Source organism: Haloarcula sp. JP-L23 (assembly GCF_011602445.1).
GTDB classification, from domain to species: Archaea; Halobacteriota; Halobacteria; order Halobacteriales; family Haloarculaceae; genus Haloarcula; species Haloarcula pellucida.
The window spans coordinates 192,285-211,828 of record NZ_CP050014.1 but is presented as its reverse complement, the minus strand read 5'-3'; the positions used below and the strand labels follow the sequence as shown (position 1 = coordinate 211,828).

Sequence of the window (19,544 nt, the reverse complement as noted above, 5' to 3'; positions counted from 1 at the left end):
GTCTCAGTCGGCCGTCTCCGCGGCCTGCTCGTCGGCTTCCATCTCCTCGCGGAGCGTCTCCAGTTCGTACTCGACGGCGCGTTCGTTCGAGATGCGGTCCAGTTCCCGGTCGATGTCGTCGCCCTCTTCGAGCGCGGACTCCAGCTGTCCGCTCTCCTCCAGTTCTTCGAGGGCGGCGGCGCGGGCCTCCATGCGTTCGGTGCGCTCGGTCGCGCGCTCGATGGACCGGTTCACGTCCGCCATCGTGTCGCCGACGCCGGTGAAGGCCTCGGAGACGCGGGCCGACGCCTCGGCGGCCTCGTAGCGGGCCTTCATCGTCTCCTTGCGCGTGCGGAACTGCTCTATCTGGCTGGACAGTTCCGCGCGCTTGCCCACGAGGCGGTCCTGAGTCTCCTGCAGGCTGTCTATCTGGTCGGTGAGGTCGGTTATCTGCTCGACGTGGGTCTGTTTCTTCTCCAGCGCACGGCGCGCGAGGTCGTCTCGATCCTGTCGCATCGCCTCGCGGGCCTGTCCGTCGTACTTCTCGACGTTCTCGCGCAGTCGGCGGCGGTGAATCTCCAGTCGCTTCTTCTGGGTGGTCACGTCGGCGATACCGCGGGTCACCCGCTGGAGTTCGTCGCGCAACTCCTCGTAGGAGTAGTCCAGTTCGGCCGAGGGGTCCGAGGTCCGGTTCAGCAGGGCGTTCAGTTTCGCGCGGATGGCGAAGCCGATGCGACCGAGGAGGCTCATCGTGCCACCTCGTCGGTGGTCTCGGTGTGTCGGGCCGCGAGAGCAGGTCCGGTGGAGAACATGCAGGTGCCTACGAGTGACAGCGGAATAACACTACCGGCGACAGCGGCGGGTCTCTCCGTCTTCCGACCGTTAAACCGAATTAAATCGGCGAAAGAGGCGCTAATTCGGGGTAATCTGCGCTCACCGTCGACCTCCTTGATAGTGGCGGCGTCGCAACGACCGGGTACAGATGACGCGACAACTGCTCCGAACGGCCGGCGTGCTCGTGGCGATACTGACGCTGCTGACCGGCGCCGCGGCGGCGGCGCCCGCGACGGACGTGACCGACGACGGCACCGAGGCAATCGGACCGCCCGGCGGCTTGCCCGACTCGGTGCCCGACTTCGTCTCGTCCATTCTCGACAGCATCACGCAGTTCGTCGAGGGTGTACTGGGCGGTAACCCCGGTGACGAGGTCAGCGGGGCCGCGAGCGACGGGGCCGACGGCTAACCGATGCGCACGAAACTGCTCGCAGTCGGTGGCGTGATGCTCCTCCTCGGGGGTGCCGCCGGGGCCGTGCTGACCGGGTTCGGTCCGGCACCCGGCGGCGACAGCGGGTCGGACGTCGAGTCGTTCCCGACCGAGACGCCCGGCGAGCGGACGACCGACAGCGGCGGTGCGGAGAGCGCGGAGACGACGGCGACGGAGACGCCGCCGTTCGGGTTCACCATCGACGACATCGAGAACTGCGGACAGACCTGCCGTGACGTGACCTCGACGCTGACGAACCAGCAGGACACCACGGCGACGGACGTCACCGTCTACACGCGCATCTACGCCGGCAACGGTACCGACGGTGACGTCGTGTGGGAGGGGTCCGAACCGGTCGGCACCCTCGACGCCGGCGAGTCCTACACGGCGACCAAACGCGTCGAACTGTCCTACAGCGAGGCGCTGGCGATAGAGAACGAGGACGGCTGGATAACGGTCCAGACGACGGTCCAGACCGACGACCAGACCGTGACGTTCACCGACCAGCGACAGGTCGCCTGACGACGACTGAAGGTTTTTATCCCGGGGCGCGCCTACCCCGGCACGATGAGTACATCCGGCCCCGTTCCAGCGCTGGCCGACCGCGCGACTGCGTCTGCCGACCGGTTACGGGCGGCCGACCGCGTACTGCTGGCCTCCCACATCGACGCGGACGGCCTGACCAGCGCCGCTATCGCCACGATGGCGCTGTCGCGGGCCGGCATCCCCGTCGAGACGGTGTTCAAGAAGCAACTCGACGCCGACGAGATAGCCAGCATCGCCGCCCGCGAGTACGAGACGGTGCTGTTCACCGACTTCGGCTCCGGCCAACTGGACGTCATCTCCGACCACGTCGCCGCGGGGGACTTCGAGGCCGTCGTCGCCGACCACCACCAGCCCTCGGCCCCCGAGGACTGCAACGCCGACGCCGTGGTCGAGACGGACGGCTACGCCGACTTCGACTATCACTGCAACCCACTCCTCGTCGGCATCGACGGGGCCTCGGAACTGTCCGGCGCGGGCGCGGCGTACGTCCTCGCCCGCGCCCTCGAACCCGACGACGGCGACAACCGTGACCTCGCGGCGCTCGCGGTGGTGGGCGCCGTCGGCGACATGCAGGCCGTCGGCGGCGAACTGGTCGGGGCCAACGAGGGCATCGTCGAGGAGGGTATCGCCGCCGACGTCCTGGAGGAAGGGACCGACCTCTCGCTGTACGGCAAGCAGACTCGACCGCTCCCGAAACTGCTGGAGTACGCCACCGAGGTTCCGATTCCGGGCATCTCGAACGACCAAGCCGGCGCCACGAAGTTCCTCGAAGACCTCGGACTCGACCTGAAACGCCACGGCGAGTGGCGGACGTGGGCCGACCTCTCCGACGACGAGCGGCAGACGGTCGCCAGTGCGCTCGTCCAGCGAGCGGTCACGCGGGGCGTCCCCGCCGACAAGATTCAGTCGCTCGTCGGGACGACGTACACGCTCACGACCGAACCCGCGGGGACGGAGCTCCGGGACGCCAGCGAGTTCTCCACGCTGCTGAACGCCACCGCCCGCTACGAACGGGCCGACGTGGGGCTGGCGGTCTGTCTCGGCGACCGGCAGGCACCGCTCGAACAGGCCCGCACACTGCTTTCGAATCACCGCCGGAACCTCTCGGAGGGCCTCGACTTAGTCAAGGAACGGGGCGTCACCCGCTCGGAGTACGTCCAGTACTTCGAGGCCGGCGACGCCATCCGTGAGACCATCGTCGGCATCGTCGCGGGGATGGCCCTCGGTACGGACGGCGTCGACCCGGACAAACCCATCATCGCCTTCGCCGACGCCGACGGCGAGACGAAGGTGTCCTCGCGGGCGACCGGCCCCCTCGTCGGCCGCGGCGTCGACCTCTCGGTGGTGATGCGGGAGGCCGCACAGTCCGTCGGCGGCGACGGCGGCGGTCACGACATCGCCGCCGGCGCGACCATCCCGGCCGGCGAGGAGGCGGCCTTCATCGAGGCGGCCGACGACGTCGTCGCCGGGCAACTGGACTGAGACGAGAGCTGTGTGGCCCTGTCTCACCGACGCCACGGGCAATAAGAGCTATACGGCCCGCTGCCAGATGAGGAGACGAATGGACTCGCGTGAACTGTTCGATCTCGCGTTGGTCGTCCTCGCCGGCTTGCTGGCCTACACGGAGACGTTCGGCTTCGCGGACCCGCGAGCGACCCTCGAAGAGATTCTCGCCGTCCTCGTGACGCTCGACGTCCGGGTGTATCTCGTCTTGGGCGGTCTGTTCGGCATCGCGTTCGTCGCGTATCTCGTCGTCTATCTGCCAAAGAAAGACGCCCGGTCGATGCGGCCCTGAAAGCGAGTCCGGGCCACCTTTATCCTCGGCCGCCCTCGTCCCCGCCAATGACGGAGTTCGACCCCGAGCAGTTCGAGGACAAGTACGCAAACTACTTCCCGGAACTGCAGAAGGCCTACAAGCAGGCCTTCGAGGTGCTGAACGACCGCTACGACTCGGAACTCGTCCACGCCATCGACCAGCAGATTCTCAACGAGTCCGAACCGTTCTACGACGAGAGCGAGGGGTTCTACGTGGAACTGCCCGAGGACCCGCGGGAGCGTCTCACTGCCATCGTCGTCGACGACGAGAAGTTCGAGGTCGTCTTAGAGGAGTTCGTCGCCGAAATCGAGTCCCAACTGCACCGCATTTTCGGCGTCGAGGAGTAATCGCTATCGGCTGCATCGAACGTCTCAAAACCTGACAGGAACCGCCTGCTGAATAGCGCGATGCAATTCAGCAGGGCGTGATCGAGGGAGCGTGAGATAGCGTCATTGTGGGTTCGGACTCGCCTGTGGGCCTCTCGACGCCAGTCAGGCCCCGAGTACGGCGTCGAAAGCTGCGGCGTAGAGCACGGCGCTCACGACGGCGAAGGTTGCGTAGACGAGCGTCGGGGAGAGCAGCGACGCCGTGCGGTCGTACACGTAGGCCGCGACGCCGACTACAGCCACCCGAGTCATCACCACGAGTGCTCCGCGAGGGGTTTCGGCCGCGAGTGTAAGGACGAGGGCGGCGAGCGCGAGCGTCACCAGCACGGGCAGCAGTGCCAGCGCGCGCACCCGGTCGTCGTCGCTCCGCTCGTCCGCGTAGACGGCGACGGCGAGTGCGAGTACGAACAGTACCGCCACCACGGCGCGGGTCCCCCAGAGGAACAGCCACGGCCCATTCGCGAAGGTGCCATACGTGAGGGTAGTCGGCGTCACCAGATACCCACCCAAGAGCGTCGTCACGACGACCACGAGGTCACGCTCGTCGCTGAGCACACGCTGAAGCCCTCCTTGAACGAGACCGTGATAGAGGATGACCATTCCCGACACGAAGAGCGCGGTCCGTATCAGCGTCCGATTGAGGAAGACTCCGCCCAAGTCAGCGACTGTCGACGTGACGTGACTGACTCCGACGCCCATGCGCAGGGCGAACAGACCGAACGGGAGCACAGCGAGTACTGCCGTGCCGGCCACGGCGGCCCCGATCAGCCATGCGTCCGTCCGATTGGGGATCGACACGGGGAGTGAGTAGCCCCGCCAGGATGCATACGACGTGGCGAGCACGCCCATCCCGACCAAAACGAGCACGCTCCGTACGAGCAACAGGGAGATGTCGCTGTCGAGGAAGTACGGGTCGAGGGCGTTGTCCAGAGCGATAGTGGCGGCATAGACGCCGACGAACAGCGCGACCATGTTACCCAACTCGACGACGAACGCGCGCCGGACGAGGTCGGCGACGGACTCACGTAGTGGCGGTGTTCGATCGAGGACCATGGGCCAATCCATCGTCGGATACAGTGATATATATTGTCATTACTGTGATTAAATCGTGTGCAATCGAACTCGGGGGCCGAGGGCAGCGTGCTGTGGGCGTGTCGCGTCCGAGAGCTTCCACGGATACCGCACGGCAACTCGCCGACCGACACATACTGTTGGGACCGAGAGTCCTGCCCGACCGACCTGCTCGCTCTGTTCAGTACGGTTTCTGAAACCGATCACCGGCTGTGTTTCAACAAGGCGTCGCTATCGACAGTTTTCGGGCGTCTCTCGGGCGGCATACCGTTCACCGTCGCCTGCTCTCCGGCAGTGAGACAGCGCGCTCGATCCGCTAGCCGACATGGGAAGTTTCCTTACTGTCGAACTGTAACCCGCCGATATGGACCAACGGAAGCCCCCGGAGACCGAAGAGGGCTGGTACGTGCTGCACGACTGTCGGCGCATCGACTGGGACGCCTGGCGGGAGGCCCCCCAGCGAGTCCGTGACCGTGCGCTCTCTGAGGGCATCGACTTCCTCGCTGCGTACGAGGCCATCGAAGACGCTGAGGAGGGCCAGACGGCCGTCTACACCGTGTTGGGCCACAAGGCCGACATCATGATTCTACACCTTCGGCCGACGATGGGCGACTTAGACGCCGCCGAGCGACACTTCGAGCAGACGGAGTTCGCACAGTTCACCGAACGCGAGTACTCCTACGTCTCGGTGACCGAGGCCTCGGGGTACACCGAGAAGTCCCGCGAGTACTTCGACGGCGACGTCGACGACGACTCCGGCCTCGCACAGTACATTCAGGCCCGTCTCCACCCCGAGGTACCCGACGAGGAGTTCGTCTGTTTCTACCCGATGAGCAAGCGCCGGGACCCAGAGCAGAACTGGTACGACACGTCCTTCGAGGAGCGTGCCGCCCACATCAAGCGTCACGGCGACATCGGCCGGGGCTACGGCGGCGACGTGAACCAGATGATCTGCGGGTCTATCGGCTTCGACGACTGGGAGTGGGGTATCACCCTCTGGAGTGAGGACATGACCAACATCAAGGAACTGTTGACCGAGATGCGCTTCGACCCCTCCACCTCGAAGTTCGCCGAGTTCGGGCCGTTCTACGTCGGGCGGCGCTTCGACCCGACGGACCTCCCGGCCGTCCTCGCCGGTCAGCGAGTCCCCACGGGTGAGGACCCGGTCACCGCGGAGGCGGTCGCACACGCCGAGGGCGGCGGGCAGGGACGGCCCGACGCGCACGCCGAGGCCGACGCCGGTCACGCTCACGCCGGGGACGCCGAGGACCACGGCGGTGCCCACCCCGGGAGCGCGAGCGAGGGCGACCACCCCCACGGCGGCGAGAGCGCCGACGCCGACCATCCGACGAGCGACGAGGACGACGACTCGGGTCACAGCGGCGGCCGGCCGGACGTCTCGGGCGACTTCGAGGAGATAGACGACGCCGCCCAGCGAGTCGGCCGTCTCGGCCTCCACGAGGGCGAGGCCTACGACGCGGGCGACTTCGCGCTGGTCTTTCACTCCTCGGCGGACGCCGAGGACATCGTCGACGACGTGGAGGACCTCAGCGAGAGCTTCGACCACTACGACCGCCACGTCACGACGACGGTCCGCGCCCAGAGCGGCCAGACCTACGTCGTCAGCATCTGGACGGCGAAGGAAGCCGCCGAGACGGCCGCCGGGTTCCTCGGTGACTTAGCGGGCGTCGAGGAGCGACTCGGCGGCCAGTTGGGTGACGGTGACGCCGCGGACGACGGCGGGGACCACGAACAGGCCGCGGCGTCCTCCCAGTCCATCCGCGAGCAACTCGAAGCCGAGGGCGTCTACGCCGGCCAGCCACACGGCGAGGACGTCTACGCGCTGGTCGTCTACTCCGAGGCCGACCCCGACGAACTGGCCGACGAGGTGGCGGACCTCCGGAGCGCCTTCGACCGCTACGACACCCACGTCCGGACGACAGTCTACACCGACCTCGACTCCGACACCACGGCCGTCGCCTCGCTGTGGGACACCGAAGACGCCGCCGAGACGGCCAGTGAGTACCTCACGGACCTGCCCGACGTCGTCCGCCGACAGGGCGAGAGCGACGGGTTCGGGACGATGGGCATGTTCTACACGGTCAAGCCCGAACACCGCGAGGACTTCGTCGAGAAGTTCGACACCGTCGGCGGCCTGCTGGCGGACATGGACGGCCACCGCGAGACGGCGCTGCTCGCCAACCGCGACGACGCGAACGACATGTTCATCGCCAGTCAGTGGGACAGCAAGGAGGACGCGATGGCGTTCTTCCGCTCGGACGCCTTCTCCGATACCGTAAGTTGGGGACGGGACGTGCTGGCCGACCGGCCGCGACACGTCTTTCTGGCCTGAGCCTCGACGAGTCGCCGTTCGGGCCTCGATATCCGCGCTCCGGCGCGATTTGGGGGTCTCGGCCGCCGAGCGCGACGACGTCTTTCAGTTCGGCGCGGCGACGAGCGACGCCCCGGCCGGGTGTCCGCGCCGACGACTCCGGCGGTCGGTATAAAGGCCTGAAATAATACGTCTGAAGAGTGATTCACGAACCGGTCGTCTCGCTGTCTATGTGAACGCAAGCCACACCTGTCGCGTCGGACCCGGACGTTCGACCGGTCAGAGCGGGTACCGTCTCGGCAGGTGTGGTTCGTTCGACCCGACGAGGCGGCCGCTGTGGCGGGGTGACGGCCGCGCGTCGCCTGTCTCGCTACATCACCCAACCGCGTGGAGTGTCACATGTGCCTGATTGCTGCCATCCGAATCGAACACGAGAGGCTGACGCTGGCGCCCGCCATCGAACGGGTGCCGTCGGTAGACGTACGCGTCGTAACGAACTCGATGACCGACCCCGAGACGTCGATGTTCTTCTTTCTCGTCCGGAGCGAGTCGGGCGAGTTCGACCGCTTCGACGCGGCCGTCGAACGGGACGAGACTGTCGCCGAGGCGATGGTCGTCTCCGAGTCGGATAGCACCCGATTGTATCGGTTCACACACCGCTCGGAGACACAACTCCTCTCGCCGAAGGTCACGGAACTGGGCGGGCTAGTACTGGAGGCGCGGACGGCCGACGCCGGGTGGCGACTCCGGTTGCAACTGCCCGACCGGGAGGCCATCGCCGAACTCTGGGAGTACTGCCGGTCGGAGGGAATCGCCTTCGAACTGATCCGCGTCTACGACCAGCACGGGATGACCGACACCGCTGTGACGGCCGTCAGTGAGGAACAGCGACGCGCGCTGACCGAAGCGTATCGGCGCGGTTACTTCGAGGAGCCACGCGAGACGACACAGGCCGAATTGGCCGACCGTCTCGGCATCTGTCCGACCGCCGTCGGCGGTCGCCTCCGTCGAGGGACGCGACAACTCGTCGAAGACGTCCTCCTCGACGAGTGAGCGCGGCCCGCCGACGCCGTGTGGTACTTAAATGGCGTGTCATCTGTGGTGAAGTCCCATGGGGCTGTTGGGCATATGATTCGACGTATGACGCGGTGGAACACCACGAACGACGAGGTAGAGGCGGTCAGTCCCGACATCACCGACGAGACGAACGCGCTCCCGGCGCGGTACTTCACCGACCCCGCAGTCCACGAAATGGAGAAAGACAAGATATTCGGCGAGTACTGGGTCTACGCCGGCCACGCCAACGCGATACAGGAGCAGGGGGCGTACTTCACCCGGACGGTCGGGGACAGACAGGTCATCGTCGTCCGCGACGCCGAGGGGGAGGTACGTGCGTTCTTCAACGTCTGTGCACATCGCGGCTCGAAGATGGTCGAGGACACGCCGATGACCGACCCCGGGAACATGGGTCGCATCCGGTGTCCGTACCACATGTGGACCTACGACCTCGACGGCGACCTCACGAGCACGCCAAAGAGCTTCGAGGAGGCCGGCCTCAACCCTGACTTAGACGACGCGGATGTGTGTGGACTCGACCCGGAGGCGAACGGCCTCCGAGAGGTCGAGACGGACCGCATCGGCCCGCTGGTCTTCCTCAACTTCGCCGAGGACCCGATGCCGCTGGCCGAACAGGCCGGCACGCTGAAAGACGAACTGGAGACCCTGCCGCTCGGCGAGTACGAACACGCCGCCCGCTACGTCTCCGAAGTCGAGTGCAACTGGAAGACGTTCGCCGGCAACTACTCCGAGTGTGACCACTGCCACGCCAACCACCAGGACTGGATCTCCGGTATCGAACTGAACGACTCCGAACTCGAAGTCAACGACTACTACTGGGTTCTGCACTACACTCACGCCGAGGACGTCGACGACGAGATGCGCATCCACGACGAACACGAGGCGAAGTTCTACTACTTCTGGCCGAACTTCACGGTGAACATGTACGGGACCGCCGACGGCTACGGCACGTACATCATCGACCCCATCGACGAGGGGCGGTTCCAACTCATCGCCGACTACTACTTCGAGTCCGCCGAGATGTCCGAGGACGAACGCGAGTTCGTCCAGACGAGTCGCCAACTGCAAGAGGAGGACTTCGAACTCGTCGAACGCCAGTACGAGGGGCTCGAGTCGGGGGCGCTGGCACAAGCCCAACTCGGGCCGAACGAACACACCGTCCACAAACTCCACCGGCTGGCACAGGAAGCCTACGAGGCCTGAGAAGACATGAGCCAACAGGACTCCGTCCCGTTCATCGCGCGGTGTACGAAGACCGGCGAACGCATCGAGGCGTCGACGGCCAACGACGTCGTCGAGTTCTACCGCCGCCGACGCCGCCTCACCGGGGGCGACGTCGCGTGGGTCTTCGCCGACCACCCCGCCGTGACGCAGGCGCCGGATGACGGTGACCTCAGCCCCGTCCTCGCCGCGCTGGACGAGTACTTCGAACGGGGTATCCCCGTCGGCATCGTCGCCGCGGCGACGAGCAAACAGGGGTGGACCGTCGGCGAGACGCTCGATACGTTGTACGAACTGCGGATGGCCGGGGCGCTCTGGGAACCCCGCGACGACCACCTCCGCCCGGTCTGACCCAGCGGTCGTCGCCTCGCCGTGTGCGGTCACTTCGTGGCGACGAAACGAAGTCGCCGGTAGTCCGCGGTCCACGTCTCGCTGTCGGCCTCGAACAACGCTCCCCGCAACCGGTCTTCGACCGCGTCCAGCACTCGCTCGCGCTCCTCGGCCGCGACGTTCTCGAAGAACTCGTCACCGAACATCCCGACCCACTCACGGAGGCCGGTATCGCCCCCGTCTAGCGTCGTCGGCCGGTCGAACAGCCGCGCGAACCGCACCTCGAACCCGGCGGACTCGAGTCGCGGCGCGTACTCGCCGATGCTCGGGAAGTACCACGGATGGTCCACCTCGTAGCCACGCTCGGCGAGTTCGGCTTCGAGCGCGTCGGTGATGTGCCGGACGTTTCCGCGGCCGCCGAACTCCGCGACGAACCGGCCGTCGGCGGTCAGCGCGTCGGCGACGGTCGACAGCACGGCATCGTGGTCCGCCCCGGGAATCCAATGGAGTGCCGCATTCGAGAAGACGGCGTCGAACGACCCCGCTGACGCGTACGCTCGGGCGTCGGCCTGCTCGAAGTCGAGCGATGGGTAGGCCTCGTGGGCCTGCCGGACCATCTCCGCCGAGGCGTCGATACCGAGCGTCTCGGCGCCGGTGTCGGCGATGTCGGCCGTCAAATGGCCCGTCCCACAGCCGAGGTCGAGGATCCGTTCACCCGGTTTCGGGTCCAGCAGGTCCAACATGTCACTGCCGTACTCGTAGACGAAGCCGTGGCCGTCGTCGTAGTCGTCGGGGTTCCAGTCGTTACCGCCGGTCATACACGGACGCATCGAGTCCGGGTCGATAAACCTTCTCGACCCGTGATACCGCCACTCGTGACGCGACCGATCGGTCAGAAGCTACCCGTACACTGCATAGGGCGGCTACTTATACGCCAGCACGCGCTACGTTCGACCACGGAATGCTCCCCTCAATTCGGCGGAGTAGCGAACGACGGACGACCCCGTTCGGGTCGGACGGACAGCGTGGCGACCGACTCGAATGTGAACTCTGTGGGGAAGAACACCAGTGTCTCGACCACTACGGTATCGTCGCGTGCCGGACCTGTCGGGCGCGGTTCCTGCCGCGGCCGTCGCTGCTGTGATCAGTCGTCGTCTTCGGTCGTCGTCTTGTCGAGGTCCTTCTCGCCGAAGTATATCTCTGCGCCGTCCTGTGCCACCTTCTCGGCCAGCACGGCACACTTGATTCGCATCGGGGAGATGTCGACCCCGAGCATGTCGACGATGTCGTCGCGGTCCAGTTCCTGCAGTTCGTCGACGGACATGCCGTGGAGCTTCTCGGTGAGCATCGACGCCGACGCCTGTGAGATGGCACAGCCATCACCGCGGAAGACGACGCGCTCGATCGTCTCTTCGTCCTCGCTGAGGACGACGTCCATTCGTATCTCGTCGCCGCACATCGGGTTTTCACCCACGTGTGTGAACGTCGGGTCCTCGAGTTCGCCGGTGTTGCGAGGGTTCTTGTAGTGGTCGAGAATCTGCTGCCGGTACATGTCTGAGCCGCCGATACCCATTGTTGGCAACAGGTACGGCATTCCGTCGGAAAAGCGTTCCGAGGCAGGTGTTCGCACAGAGAGCGGGCCTCGACGGACTGTCGTCGGACGGGGACGCCGAGGAGGTGGATGCCTACATAGAGCGAACCGCCGAGAGTTGGCGTGGGATCGAGGCAGCACTGGACAGCGCTCGCGAGAGGCTGATACGCCGTCGAACACACGGACGCCGACACGGAGACGTTCGACGAGTCGGTGGTGCGTTTCGACGAGGCTATCGAGCGAAGCCGGTGGGAGTGGGGCGAGACCTGACGGCAGGCCGTTCAGATGTTCTCGTAGGGGCCGGCCTTCGACTCGGCCAGTCGCTCGAACTGTTCGGCGGAGAGGTCGACGTCGGCCGCACCGAGGTTTTCTTCGAGTTGCTCGACCGTGCGAGCGCCGACGAGCGGCACGGCCACGCTGTCGTGGTGCATGAGCCACGCGAGCGACACCTGTGCCGGGGTGGCGTCCACTTCGGCGGCGACGGCCTGCACCTCGTCGACGACGTGAAAGTTCTCGTCGGTGAGATACGACTCTTTCCAGTCCTCGCTCCGGCCGGCCGAGGCGTCGGTGTCGCGGTCAGAGCGGTCGTACTTCCCGGTCAGGACGCCCTGCCCCAGCGGGCTCCACGGACAGACGCCCAGTCCGTAGTGCGCACACATATCGAGGTAGTCGCCTTCGACCTCCCGGTTGACGAGGTTGTAGCGCGGCTGTGAGACGGTGAACGGTTCCAGCCCCTCGCGCTCGGCGAGTTCGTTGGCCTGCGCGACGCGCCACGCGTTGGGTTCGAACGTCGACGCCCCGAGGTAGTTCACCTTGCCGTCGTCGACGAGGCCGGTGAGCGTCCGCATCAGTTCGTGGGCCGGCGTGTCCTCGTCCCAGCGGTGGATGTACAACACGTCGAGGTAGTCCGTGCCCAGACGGTCGAGCATCAGGTCGATGTTCCGGCGGATGTGCTTGCGCCCGAGGCCGCGGCCGTTCGGGTCGTCCTCGCGGGTCGGCCAGTAGATTTTGGAGGCGAGGACGTACTCCTCGCGGTCACGCTCGGTCAGCCAGTCGCCGATCCAGTCCTCGCTGTCACCGCCGCCGTACACGTCGGCGGTGTCGATGAACCGGCCGCCGGCCGCCTCGTAGGCGTCGAGCAGTTCGTGGGCGCGCTCCTCGCCGATTTCGAGCGTCCCGTCGGCTGTCTCCCGCCCGAACCGCCACGTCCCGAAGGAGAGTTCGCTGACCGAGAGTCCCGTCTCGCCCAGCCGCACGTAGTCGAGGTCGATGTCGTCGAGTGCCATGTGCCGGGGTTCGTGCCTCCGCGGTTTGAATGGTCGGGCGGCGGTGCTGTTGACCGGTGCTACGCTCGCTGTTCGAGGCCACTCGGAACCCCTAGACGAGCGAGTCGTCCGTCTGTCCGCCCACTGCTGTGTGCCGTCGCCTTACGCGAACAGCTGCCGGGCGTCGTCGATGGCGTCGATTAGTTTGTCGACTTCCTCGCGGGTGTTGTAGACGTAGAAGGAGGCCCGCGCGGAGGCCGCGACGCCCAACTTGTCGTGGAGGGGCTGGGTGCAGTGGTCGCCGGCGCGGATGGCGACGGCCGAGTCGTTGAGGATAGAGGAGAGGTCGTGGGCGTGGACGTCCTGGAGGTTAAAGGAGACGAGGCCGCCGCGTTCGACGCCGGCGGGGGGGCCGAGGATGTCGATGTCGCCCTCGCCCTCTAGCTGTTCGATGGCGTACTGGGCGAGTTCGTTCTCGTGGCGGCGAATCGCTTCCATGCCGATGTCGTCCAGATAGTCACAGGCCTCCGCCAGCGCGATGCCCTGACAGATGACGGGCGTGCCGGCCTCGAACTTCCACGGGAGGTCGTTCCACTTCGAGTCCTCGAAGGTGACCTTAGATATCATCATCCCGCCGTAGAGGTACGGCTCCATCTCTTCGAGGATGTGTTTCTTGCCGTAGAGGACGCCGATGCCGGTCGGACCGGCCATCTTGTGGCCGGAGAAGGCGAGGAAGTCGGCGTCGATGGCCTCCACGTCGACAGGGCGGTTGGGGACCGACTGGGCGCCGTCGACGAAGATGTAGGCGTCGTGGTCGTGGGCGATGTCGGCGAGTTCGGAGACGGGGTTGACGGTCCCGAGGGTGTTCGAGACGTGGACGACGCTGACCATGGCCGTGTCGTCGCCGATGAGTTCGCGGGCGTGGTCCATGTCCAGCGTGCCGTCCTCCTGTACGCGGATGTAGCGGCAGGTCGCGCCGGTCTTCTTCGCTATTTGCTGCCACGTCACGAGCGAGGCGTGGTGTTCCATCTCCGTCAGCACCACCTCGTCCTCGGGGCCGAGTTCGTTCATGCCCCACGCGTAGGCGACGAGGTTCTCGCTCTCGGTGGTGTTCTTCGTGAAGATGATCTCCTCGCGCTCCCCGGAGGCGCCGATGAACTCGGCGACGCGGTCGTGGGCGTCCTCGTAGGCGATGGAGGCCTCCTGACTCAACTGGTGGAGGCCCCGGTGGACGTTCGCGTTCGTCGTCCGGTAGTAGTCGGCGATAGTCTCGACGACCGGTTCGGGCGTCTGTGTCGTCGCCGCGTTGTCGAGATAGACGACCTGCTCGCCATCGAACTCCCGCTGGAGGATGGGGTAATCCTCGCGGATGGCCTCGACGTCGAGCGGCTCGATATCGGTCTGTCCCATTAACGGAACACACGGGCTGGACGGGCAACTTTCCTTCGGTTCGCCTAAACCTTCGTCGGCGAGCGCGTAGTCACCGTCTACTGTGTGGTTAGTTGCCACAATACAATGACCGCTGTCGGTGTGGGACAGTGCACTATGGGGGACCCAGAGACGGACGAGCAAGGACCGGTTACCCGCGTGCGTACCGACCGGGCCGAACACGGCCACGAGTGGCACGGCCGGCGCGACGGCGCCCACGAGCAACCGGAGATGCGCCGGCACGAACTCCCGGGGACGATTCCGGTCGGCGCGTACCGCATCTACCACCACGACGGCCGCTGGCGCTACGACGACGCCCCGCTCGCCACGGGAGGTGACACCGACCTCCTGGTCACCGACGAGTGGCTGACCTACGCCGTCGACGCGCGCGAGGCCGGGCCACACGACGTGACGCTACGGGTCGCCGCGGCCGACGGGTTCGGCGGTGGTGGCGTTGGCATCGCCGTCGACGGGAAGCCACGGACGCGGATCCGGTTCGACCCGACCGGTGGGTGGGACCGGTGGGGAGAGGTCACGGCCCGGGTGGATCTCTCGCGAGGCGCACAGACGATTCGGCTGGTCGTGCTGGAAGGCGGGTGGAAACTGGACAGAATCCGGGTGACGTAGGCGTCGGCACCTGCTCAGAGCCAGAGCAACTGCGCGTGGCGGGTGCCGTCGACGTCTAGGACGTTCGTCTCGTCGACGAACCCGTGTTCGACGGCCACGTGGACGCTTTCCTCGCCGACGATGTTGGCGACGCTACACCGGGCGAGACTGTCGATCACTTCCTCCTCCGAGACGCTGTCCCCGCCGTAGAACTCCTCGTCGACGGTCAGGGAGACGGGGCCGTCCTCGAACGTCTCGCCAATGATGTCCGGGTCACAGACCGAGACGAGCAGTCCCTCGTCGGTTTCGCGCTCGTTGAGTATCATTCCAGCAACTGCTCTTCGGCGTTCTCGCGCATCTCCTTGACCTCGTCGGCCAGTTCCTCGGCCTCCTCGTACTCGCCCAGTTCCTCGAGACCGCGCGCCTTCTCTTCCAGTACGTCGGCGTTGCGGAAGCCGAGTCTGATGGCGTTGTCGAAGGCTTCGACGGCGTCTTCGGCGAGGCCGCGTTCAAGCAGGAAGAAGCCGCGGTTGTACCACGCTTCGGCGAAGCGGGGGTCGATTTCGACCGCCCGCTCTGCGTGTTCGAGCGCCTGTTCGGAGCGGCCCGATTCCCAGAGCGCGTACGCGAGGTTCGTCTCGGCGGTGGCGGCGTGTTCAGAGTCCTCCTCGACGTTCAGTGCCTCCTTGTACGCGCCGATGGCGGCGTCCCACTCCTCCAGTTCTGCGTGGGCCGCGCCCTTGTTCGTCCAGGCCTCCTGTTCGAGGCGGTCGTCTTCGGTGTACTGGGCGACCCGCTCGAACGTCTCGGCGGCCTGTTCGTGGCGGTTGATGTGCATGTACTCGAGGCCGACGTCGAGCAGTTGCTCGGGGTCGACGGCGTCGTTCGAGACGTTCCGCCGGTCGAGCAGGTCCGTCACGACGCGGGAGTCGACGGGGTCGACCTTGTCGGGGTCCACCTCGAACTCCGGGGGTTCGAGGTCGAAGCCCTCGTAGGGGTCGTCGAACCCTTGTCCCTCGGAGAACTCGTGGTCCTCGGGCTCTCGGTCTGTCATACGTTCCGATTGACGGTCAGGGCGGTTAAGGGCTACGTCCCGGACTCACTCCGGTTTGCCGGGCCGTTCTCGTCGTCGCTCGCCCGGCCCGACTCGGGGACGAAGACGAGGCTCCCGGCCAGATACAGGAGCGCGCCGAACGAGATGGCGACACCGACCGGCGACGCCGTCGACCCGGCGAGGGCGGCGAGCACCAGTCCGAGCGCCGTCACCACGACGGCGGTACAGCGGCGGACGGTCCGACGGAGGAGGGCGACGTCGTCCATACCGGTCGGTGGGGGCCCAGCGAGTAAACCGTTCGGTCGCGACCACCCACGACGAAGTGGCCGGCCCGCGTACGGCCGAGTATGAGCAAACGGCTGTTCGTCAGCGTCGACCTCGACGGCCTCGAAGACGCCGTGCGCGACGTACAGGGGCGCTTCGAGGGTGCGTCGGGGCTTCGGTTCACCGACCCCGGTCAGGTCCACGTGACGCTGAAGTTCCTCGGCGACACCGACCCCGACCGCGTCGACGACCTCACCGCCGAACTCGAACGGGCGGTCGCGGACAGCGGCGTCGACCCCTTCGAGGCGCACTTTGGCGGCCTCGGCGTGTTCCCGTCGCTGGAGTACATCAGCGTCGTCTGGGTCGGCGTGCGCGCGGGCCACGGCGGCGCCGAACTGACGGCCCTCCACGAGGCCATCGAGGACCGCACCGTCGCCATGGGCTTCGACCCGGAGGACCACGACTTCACGCCGCACGCGACCATCGCCCGGATGGACCACGCCGGCGGGAAAGAGCAGGTCCAGCGCGTCGTCGAGACCGAGGACCCCGACGTGGGCCGGTTACAGGTCGAGGAGGTACGACTCACCGAGAGCGTCCTGCGGTCGGACGGTCCCGAGTACAGTACTGTCTCATCTGTAACACTATGACTGACAGAACCCGGCTCTAGGCCGACCGAAAAACAATCAGGTTCGTGATAATTGTTATGAGGGCGACTCTCGTAGCTCCGGCATGGTCGCCTTCGAGAACGTCGCCTTCGTCTTCGTCGCGGGTCTCCTCACGGCGTTAGCGACGGGGCTGGGCGCGATTCCGTTCTTCCTCGTAGAGGAGTTCTCGGACCGCTGGAACGTGGTGCTGTGGGGACTCGCGTCGGGCATCATGGTCGCCGCGTCGCTGTTTGGCCTCGTCCGGGAGGGGCTTGCCTACGGAGGGGCGCTACTTCTGCTGCCCGGCGTACTCGCTGGCGTCCTTCTCGTAGAAGGGGCGGACCGAGTGCTGGACGACGTCGACCACAACCCGAAGCAGTTCGAGCAGGCCGACTTCAAGAAACTCCTGCTCATCCTCGGCATCCTCACCGTCCACAGTTTTCCGGAGGGCGTCGCCGTCGGCGTCTCCTTCGCGGAACTCGGACTGGAAGGCGTCACTCCGGGCGAGACGTTGCTGGTCGCGGGGACGGCCGTCCCGCTACTGGCCGTGTTCATGACCATCGCTATCTCCATCCACAACATCCCGGAGGGAACCGCCATCGCCATCCCGCTCCGGTCGCTCGGTATCAGCGAGTGGCGGATGGTCTGGTGGGCCGTCTTCTCCTCGCTCCCACAACCGCTGGGTGCAGTCATCGCCTACTATTTCGTCACGCTGGCCAAGCAGTTCCTCCCGTTCGGCTTCGGGTTCGCCGCGGGCGCGATGGTGTACCTCGTCGTCACCGAGTTCGTCCCCGAAGCGTTAGAGTACGGCGAGAGCCTACAGGGTGGCGGCAAACGAGAACTGCTGGCCGGCGTCGTGATGGGTGCGCTCGCGATGATTCCGCTGGCACTCGTCTAGAGCGGCGAGCGCTTCCGGACGACTTTCAGGTCCACGAAGGCCGTCAGCGGGTCGTCGTACTCGCCGACGCGCGTCTCCATCCGGTAGTTCGAGTGGTCGACGGCGAAGTAGTACGGCCCGGCGGTGTCGACGGACTCGCGGTTGCCACCGTCCGTCGTCGACGCCTCGTAGAGGTCCGACTCGTCCTTTGGCAGTGCCGTCTGGCTGAACTTCGGGTGACCGGGCGGCGTGCTGTCCGGTTCCCGGCCCTTGATGTAGGTGTCGTACTCGGTAAACGCCGCCTCGTCGGCGAAGAAGTAGACGTCAAACGGCGTCTTCGACCGAACGATGTACTCGATGGACCCGCCCGAGTCCGAGAGGTCGGGGATGTCCTCTTCGAGCCACGCACTCCCCGGGTCGATGGTGACGTCCTGCTGGATACTCACGATGACCTCGCCACCGCCCCCGAGACAGCCGGCTCCGACGGCGGCTAATCCTGCCCCAAACGCTCGTAGTACCGACCGGCGTTTCATCGACTGAGTGTCACTGATTTCACTACTTAATTCTACGCGCCCGCTTACAAGCCCTGATAACGCCGGGTTGCGTTCGAGTCCCGCCACACGGCGCGGCCGGAAAAGGAAGGAATTTAAGTCGTGGCGCGGAACACTCGGGACACCATGAGTAAGAAGTCGAAGGCCAAAAAGAAGCGTCTGGCCAAACTCGACAACCAGAACAGCCGCGTCCCGGCCTGGGTCATGCTCAAGACCGACCGGGAGGTCCAGCGCAACCACAAGCGTCGCCACTGGCGGCGGAACGACACTGACGAATAATGAGCGCGAGTGATTTCGAGGAGCGCGTCGTCACGATTCCGCTCCGAGACGCCCGAGCCGAACCGAAGCACAAGCGCGCCGACAAGGCGATGGTCCTCGTCCGCGAGCACCTGGCAAAGCACTTCTCCGTCGATGAGGACGCCGTCCGTATCGACCCCTCGATCAACGAGACGACGTGGGCCAAGGGCCGTTCGAATCCGCCGAGCAAGCTTCGCGTGCGCGCCGCCCGATTCGAGGAAGAGGGCGAAGCAGTCGTAGAAGCCGAGACCGCGGAATAACGTTGCTCCGCGCGGCATTCTCCGGATCGTCGTACGTCGGTGTCTTCGCCCGTGCGACCGACGACTGCGTGCTGGTCCGCCCCGACTTAGACGAATCCCTCTGTGCGGACCTCGGCGAGGAACTCGAAGTCCCGGTCGTCCAGACGACGGTCGGCCGCTCGGCCACCGTCGGCGCTCTTGCGACCGGGAACGAGAACGGACTCCTCGTCTCCTCGCGGGTCCGTGAGACCGAAATCGAGCGCATCCAGGACGTCGTCGACGTCCCGGTGACGGAACTGCCGGGCCGCATCAACGCGGCCGGAAACGTCGTCTGCTGTAACGATTCGGGCGCGTACGTCCACCCGGACCTCTCCCGAGAGGCCGTTCAGGCGGTGCGAGACGGTCTCGGCGTCCCGGTCGAACGCGGCGTCATCGCCGGCGTCAACACCGTCGGCACCGCCGCCGTCGCCACCAACAGCGGCGTCCTCTGTCATCCGAAGGCGACCGACGGCGAACTGGACGCTCTCGAAGACCTGCTCGACGTGCCCGCCGACATCGGCACCGTCAACTACGGCGGACCGCTCGTCGGGTCGGGTCTCGTCGCCAACGACTACGGCTACGTCTGCGGGTCGGACACCTCCGGGCCGGAGTTGGGCCGTATCGACGCGGCGCTGGGATACATCGACTGACCGTTCGGCTCGCCGTT

Annotated in this window: 26 protein-coding genes; 16 read left to right on the top strand and 10 right to left on the bottom strand. The window is 66.1% G+C overall.

All coding sequences use genetic code 11. From position 1 onward, the window contains the following. Nucleotides 1–3: 3 nt before the first annotated feature. Nucleotides 4–729, bottom strand: coding sequence for a PspA/IM30 family protein (locus G9465_RS01060; RefSeq protein WP_166966732.1), 726 nt, complete (start codon nt 727–729; stop codon nt 4–6). 232 nt (nt 730–961) lie between these two features. Here G9465_RS01060 and G9465_RS01055 point away from each other — a divergent pair, with 232 nt between their 5' ends. The 5 genes from G9465_RS01055 (at nt 962) to G9465_RS01035 (ending at nt 3,952) form a co-directional block, all read left to right on the top strand. Further along, entirely contained in the window at nt 962–1,222 is a 261-nt protein-coding gene (locus tag G9465_RS01055) for a hypothetical protein (protein WP_166966731.1), read from the top strand. A gap of 3 nt (nt 1,223–1,225) precedes the next feature. After that, nucleotides 1,226–1,765 carry a hypothetical protein gene (locus G9465_RS01050; protein ID WP_166966729.1) on the top strand — a complete coding sequence of 180 codons (540 nt, stop codon included), beginning with the start codon at nt 1,226–1,228 and terminating at the stop codon, nt 1,763–1,765. Nucleotides 1,766–1,810: 45 nt separating this feature from the next. Continuing rightward, nucleotides 1,811–3,271, top strand: coding sequence for a DHH family phosphoesterase (locus tag G9465_RS01045; RefSeq protein ID WP_166966728.1), 1,461 nt, complete (start codon nt 1,811–1,813; stop codon nt 3,269–3,271). Between the two features lie 79 nt (nt 3,272–3,350). After that, nucleotides 3,351–3,584: a hypothetical protein gene (locus tag G9465_RS01040; protein WP_166966726.1), complete on the top strand. Its 234-nt coding sequence runs from the start codon at nt 3,351–3,353 to the stop codon at nt 3,582–3,584. Nucleotides 3,585–3,631: 47 nt separating this feature from the next. Beyond that, nucleotides 3,632–3,952, top strand: a complete 321-nt coding sequence (locus tag G9465_RS01035) for a DUF5783 family protein (RefSeq protein WP_166966725.1) — start codon at nt 3,632–3,634, stop codon at nt 3,950–3,952. Between the two features lie 144 nt (nt 3,953–4,096). Here the strand turns inward: G9465_RS01035 and G9465_RS01030 are convergent, their stop codons facing one another. After that, entirely contained in the window at nt 4,097–5,044 is a 948-nt protein-coding gene (locus tag G9465_RS01030) for a hypothetical protein (protein WP_166966724.1), read from the bottom strand. Nucleotides 5,045–5,426: 382 nt separating this feature from the next. Here G9465_RS01030 and G9465_RS01025 point away from each other — a divergent pair, with 382 nt between their 5' ends. The 4 genes from G9465_RS01025 to G9465_RS01010 all read left to right on the top strand — a co-directional run bounded on the left by G9465_RS01025 (nt 5,427) and on the right by G9465_RS01010 (nt 10,043). Continuing rightward, nucleotides 5,427–7,415 (top strand): heme-binding protein, encoded by a 1,989-nt coding sequence (locus G9465_RS01025; protein ID WP_166966722.1) that lies wholly within the window; start codon nt 5,427–5,429, stop codon nt 7,413–7,415. Between the two features lie 378 nt (nt 7,416–7,793). Further along, a complete protein-coding gene (locus G9465_RS01020; protein WP_166966721.1) occupies nt 7,794–8,447 on the top strand; it encodes a helix-turn-helix domain-containing protein in 654 nt (217 codons plus the stop codon). Between the two features lie 87 nt (nt 8,448–8,534). Then, nucleotides 8,535–9,674 (top strand): aromatic ring-hydroxylating dioxygenase subunit alpha, encoded by a 1,140-nt coding sequence (locus G9465_RS01015; protein WP_166966719.1) that lies wholly within the window; start codon nt 8,535–8,537, stop codon nt 9,672–9,674. Nucleotides 9,675–9,680: 6 nt separating this feature from the next. After that, complete coding sequence (locus G9465_RS01010; RefSeq protein WP_166966718.1) at nt 9,681–10,043, top strand: hypothetical protein; 363 nt, start codon at nt 9,681–9,683, stop codon at nt 10,041–10,043. 29 nt (nt 10,044–10,072) lie between these two features. Here the strand turns inward: G9465_RS01010 and G9465_RS01005 are convergent, their stop codons facing one another. After that, nucleotides 10,073–10,840 carry a methyltransferase domain-containing protein gene (locus tag G9465_RS01005; protein ID WP_193571722.1) on the bottom strand — a complete coding sequence of 256 codons (768 nt, stop codon included), beginning with the start codon at nt 10,838–10,840 and terminating at the stop codon, nt 10,073–10,075. A gap of 143 nt (nt 10,841–10,983) precedes the next feature. Here G9465_RS01005 and G9465_RS01000 point away from each other — a divergent pair, with 143 nt between their 5' ends. Continuing rightward, nucleotides 10,984–11,166 carry a hypothetical protein gene (locus tag G9465_RS01000; RefSeq protein WP_166966715.1) on the top strand — a complete coding sequence of 61 codons (183 nt, stop codon included), beginning with the start codon at nt 10,984–10,986 and terminating at the stop codon, nt 11,164–11,166. Here the strand turns inward: G9465_RS01000 and sufU are convergent, their stop codons facing one another. From sufU to G9465_RS00985, 3 genes are all read right to left on the bottom strand, one after another. Beyond that, nucleotides 11,167–11,595, bottom strand: a complete 429-nt coding sequence (gene sufU, locus G9465_RS00995) for a Fe-S cluster assembly sulfur transfer protein SufU (RefSeq protein WP_166966713.1) — start codon at nt 11,593–11,595, stop codon at nt 11,167–11,169. A 299-nt stretch (nt 11,596–11,894) separates the two neighbouring features. Next, entirely contained in the window at nt 11,895–12,899 is a 1,005-nt protein-coding gene (locus G9465_RS00990) for an aldo/keto reductase (RefSeq protein WP_166966712.1), read from the bottom strand. Between the two features lie 141 nt (nt 12,900–13,040). Continuing rightward, on the bottom strand, nt 13,041–14,288 hold the full coding sequence (locus G9465_RS00985) for an aminotransferase class V-fold PLP-dependent enzyme (RefSeq protein ID WP_166966711.1): 1,248 nt from the start codon (nt 14,286–14,288) through the stop codon (nt 13,041–13,043). Between the two features lie 135 nt (nt 14,289–14,423). Between G9465_RS00985 and G9465_RS00980 the strand changes: the two genes are divergently transcribed. Continuing rightward, entirely contained in the window at nt 14,424–14,933 is a 510-nt protein-coding gene (locus G9465_RS00980) for a carbohydrate-binding protein (RefSeq protein WP_166966691.1), read from the top strand. Between the two features lie 14 nt (nt 14,934–14,947). Here the strand turns inward: G9465_RS00980 and G9465_RS00975 are convergent, their stop codons facing one another. From G9465_RS00975 to G9465_RS00965, 3 genes are read right to left on the bottom strand one after another with little or no spacing between them, the layout of a single operon-like run. Next, nucleotides 14,948–15,238, bottom strand: a complete 291-nt coding sequence (locus G9465_RS00975; RefSeq protein ID WP_166966689.1) for a DUF424 domain-containing protein — start codon at nt 15,236–15,238, stop codon at nt 14,948–14,950. After that, nucleotides 15,235–15,966 (bottom strand): tetratricopeptide repeat protein, encoded by a 732-nt coding sequence (locus tag G9465_RS00970; protein ID WP_166966687.1) that lies wholly within the window; start codon nt 15,964–15,966, stop codon nt 15,235–15,237. Before G9465_RS00970 ends, G9465_RS00975 begins: the two co-directional genes overlap by 4 nt. A gap of 32 nt (nt 15,967–15,998) precedes the next feature. Then, a complete protein-coding gene (locus G9465_RS00965) occupies nt 15,999–16,232 on the bottom strand; it encodes a hypothetical protein (RefSeq protein WP_166966268.1) in 234 nt (77 codons plus the stop codon). An 81-nt stretch (nt 16,233–16,313) separates the two neighbouring features. Here G9465_RS00965 and thpR point away from each other — a divergent pair, with 81 nt between their 5' ends. Beyond that, nucleotides 16,314–16,877, top strand: a complete 564-nt coding sequence (gene thpR, locus G9465_RS00960) for an RNA 2',3'-cyclic phosphodiesterase (RefSeq protein WP_166966685.1) — start codon at nt 16,314–16,316, stop codon at nt 16,875–16,877. 82 nt (nt 16,878–16,959) lie between these two features. Next, a complete protein-coding gene (locus G9465_RS00955) occupies nt 16,960–17,772 on the top strand; it encodes a ZIP family metal transporter (RefSeq protein WP_166966683.1) in 813 nt (270 codons plus the stop codon). On the opposite strand, the gene G9465_RS00950 is transcribed toward G9465_RS00955, so the two are convergent. Further along, the gene (locus G9465_RS00950; protein ID WP_166966680.1) at nt 17,769–18,284 is read right to left on the bottom strand and encodes a hypothetical protein; all 516 of its coding nucleotides are present in this window, start codon (nt 18,282–18,284) and stop codon (nt 17,769–17,771) included. The two genes, G9465_RS00955 and G9465_RS00950, sit on opposite strands and share 4 nt — an antisense overlap. Nucleotides 18,285–18,428: 144 nt before the next feature. Here G9465_RS00950 and G9465_RS00945 point away from each other — a divergent pair, with 144 nt between their 5' ends. The 3 genes from G9465_RS00945 to G9465_RS00935 are packed head-to-tail and all read left to right on the top strand — an operon-like array spanning nt 18,429 to nt 19,527. Next, nucleotides 18,429–18,581 (top strand): 50S ribosomal protein L39e, encoded by a 153-nt coding sequence (locus G9465_RS00945; RefSeq protein ID WP_166966678.1) that lies wholly within the window; start codon nt 18,429–18,431, stop codon nt 18,579–18,581. After that, nucleotides 18,581–18,859, top strand: coding sequence for a 50S ribosomal protein L31e (locus tag G9465_RS00940; protein ID WP_166966676.1), 279 nt, complete (start codon nt 18,581–18,583; stop codon nt 18,857–18,859). The genes G9465_RS00945 and G9465_RS00940 overlap by 1 nt, the downstream gene beginning before the upstream one ends. Before the next feature lie 2 nt (nt 18,860–18,861). Next, nucleotides 18,862–19,527 carry a translation initiation factor IF-6 gene (locus G9465_RS00935; protein WP_166966674.1) on the top strand — a complete coding sequence of 222 codons (666 nt, stop codon included), beginning with the start codon at nt 18,862–18,864 and terminating at the stop codon, nt 19,525–19,527. The last annotated feature ends 17 nt before the right edge of the window (nt 19,528–19,544 follow it).

Coding starts and splice junctions, on each gene's coding strand:
- G9465_RS01060 (WP_166966732.1), bottom strand. CDS start 729: ATGAGCCTCCTCGGTCGCATCGGCTTCGCCATCCGCGCGAAACTGAAC.
- G9465_RS01055 (WP_166966731.1), top strand. CDS start 962: ATGACGCGACAACTGCTCCGAACGGCCGGCGTGCTCGTGGCGATACTG.
- G9465_RS01050 (WP_166966729.1), top strand. CDS start 1,226: ATGCGCACGAAACTGCTCGCAGTCGGTGGCGTGATGCTCCTCCTCGGG.
- G9465_RS01045 (WP_166966728.1), top strand. CDS start 1,811: ATGAGTACATCCGGCCCCGTTCCAGCGCTGGCCGACCGCGCGACTGCG.
- G9465_RS01040 (WP_166966726.1), top strand. CDS start 3,351: ATGGACTCGCGTGAACTGTTCGATCTCGCGTTGGTCGTCCTCGCCGGC.
- G9465_RS01035 (WP_166966725.1), top strand. CDS start 3,632: ATGACGGAGTTCGACCCCGAGCAGTTCGAGGACAAGTACGCAAACTAC.
- G9465_RS01030 (WP_166966724.1), bottom strand. CDS start 5,044: ATGGTCCTCGATCGAACACCGCCACTACGTGAGTCCGTCGCCGACCTC.
- G9465_RS01025 (WP_166966722.1), top strand. CDS start 5,427: ATGGACCAACGGAAGCCCCCGGAGACCGAAGAGGGCTGGTACGTGCTG.
- G9465_RS01020 (WP_166966721.1), top strand. CDS start 7,794: ATGTGCCTGATTGCTGCCATCCGAATCGAACACGAGAGGCTGACGCTG.
- G9465_RS01015 (WP_166966719.1), top strand. CDS start 8,535: ATGACGCGGTGGAACACCACGAACGACGAGGTAGAGGCGGTCAGTCCC.
- G9465_RS01010 (WP_166966718.1), top strand. CDS start 9,681: ATGAGCCAACAGGACTCCGTCCCGTTCATCGCGCGGTGTACGAAGACC.
- G9465_RS01005 (WP_193571722.1), bottom strand. CDS start 10,840: ATGACCGGCGGTAACGACTGGAACCCCGACGACTACGACGACGGCCAC.
- G9465_RS01000 (WP_166966715.1), top strand. CDS start 10,984: ATGCTCCCCTCAATTCGGCGGAGTAGCGAACGACGGACGACCCCGTTC.
- sufU (WP_166966713.1), bottom strand. CDS start 11,595: ATGGGTATCGGCGGCTCAGACATGTACCGGCAGCAGATTCTCGACCAC.
- G9465_RS00990 (WP_166966712.1), bottom strand. CDS start 12,899: ATGGCACTCGACGACATCGACCTCGACTACGTGCGGCTGGGCGAGACG.
- G9465_RS00985 (WP_166966711.1), bottom strand. CDS start 14,288: ATGGGACAGACCGATATCGAGCCGCTCGACGTCGAGGCCATCCGCGAG.
- G9465_RS00980 (WP_166966691.1), top strand. CDS start 14,424: ATGGGGGACCCAGAGACGGACGAGCAAGGACCGGTTACCCGCGTGCGT.
- G9465_RS00975 (WP_166966689.1), bottom strand. CDS start 15,238: ATGATACTCAACGAGCGCGAAACCGACGAGGGACTGCTCGTCTCGGTC.
- G9465_RS00970 (WP_166966687.1), bottom strand. CDS start 15,966: ATGACAGACCGAGAGCCCGAGGACCACGAGTTCTCCGAGGGACAAGGG.
- G9465_RS00965 (WP_166966268.1), bottom strand. CDS start 16,232: ATGGACGACGTCGCCCTCCTCCGTCGGACCGTCCGCCGCTGTACCGCC.
- thpR (WP_166966685.1), top strand. CDS start 16,314: ATGAGCAAACGGCTGTTCGTCAGCGTCGACCTCGACGGCCTCGAAGAC.
- G9465_RS00955 (WP_166966683.1), top strand. CDS start 16,960: ATGGTCGCCTTCGAGAACGTCGCCTTCGTCTTCGTCGCGGGTCTCCTC.
- G9465_RS00950 (WP_166966680.1), bottom strand. CDS start 18,284: ATGAAACGCCGGTCGGTACTACGAGCGTTTGGGGCAGGATTAGCCGCC.
- G9465_RS00945 (WP_166966678.1), top strand. CDS start 18,429: ATGAGTAAGAAGTCGAAGGCCAAAAAGAAGCGTCTGGCCAAACTCGAC.
- G9465_RS00940 (WP_166966676.1), top strand. CDS start 18,581: ATGAGCGCGAGTGATTTCGAGGAGCGCGTCGTCACGATTCCGCTCCGA.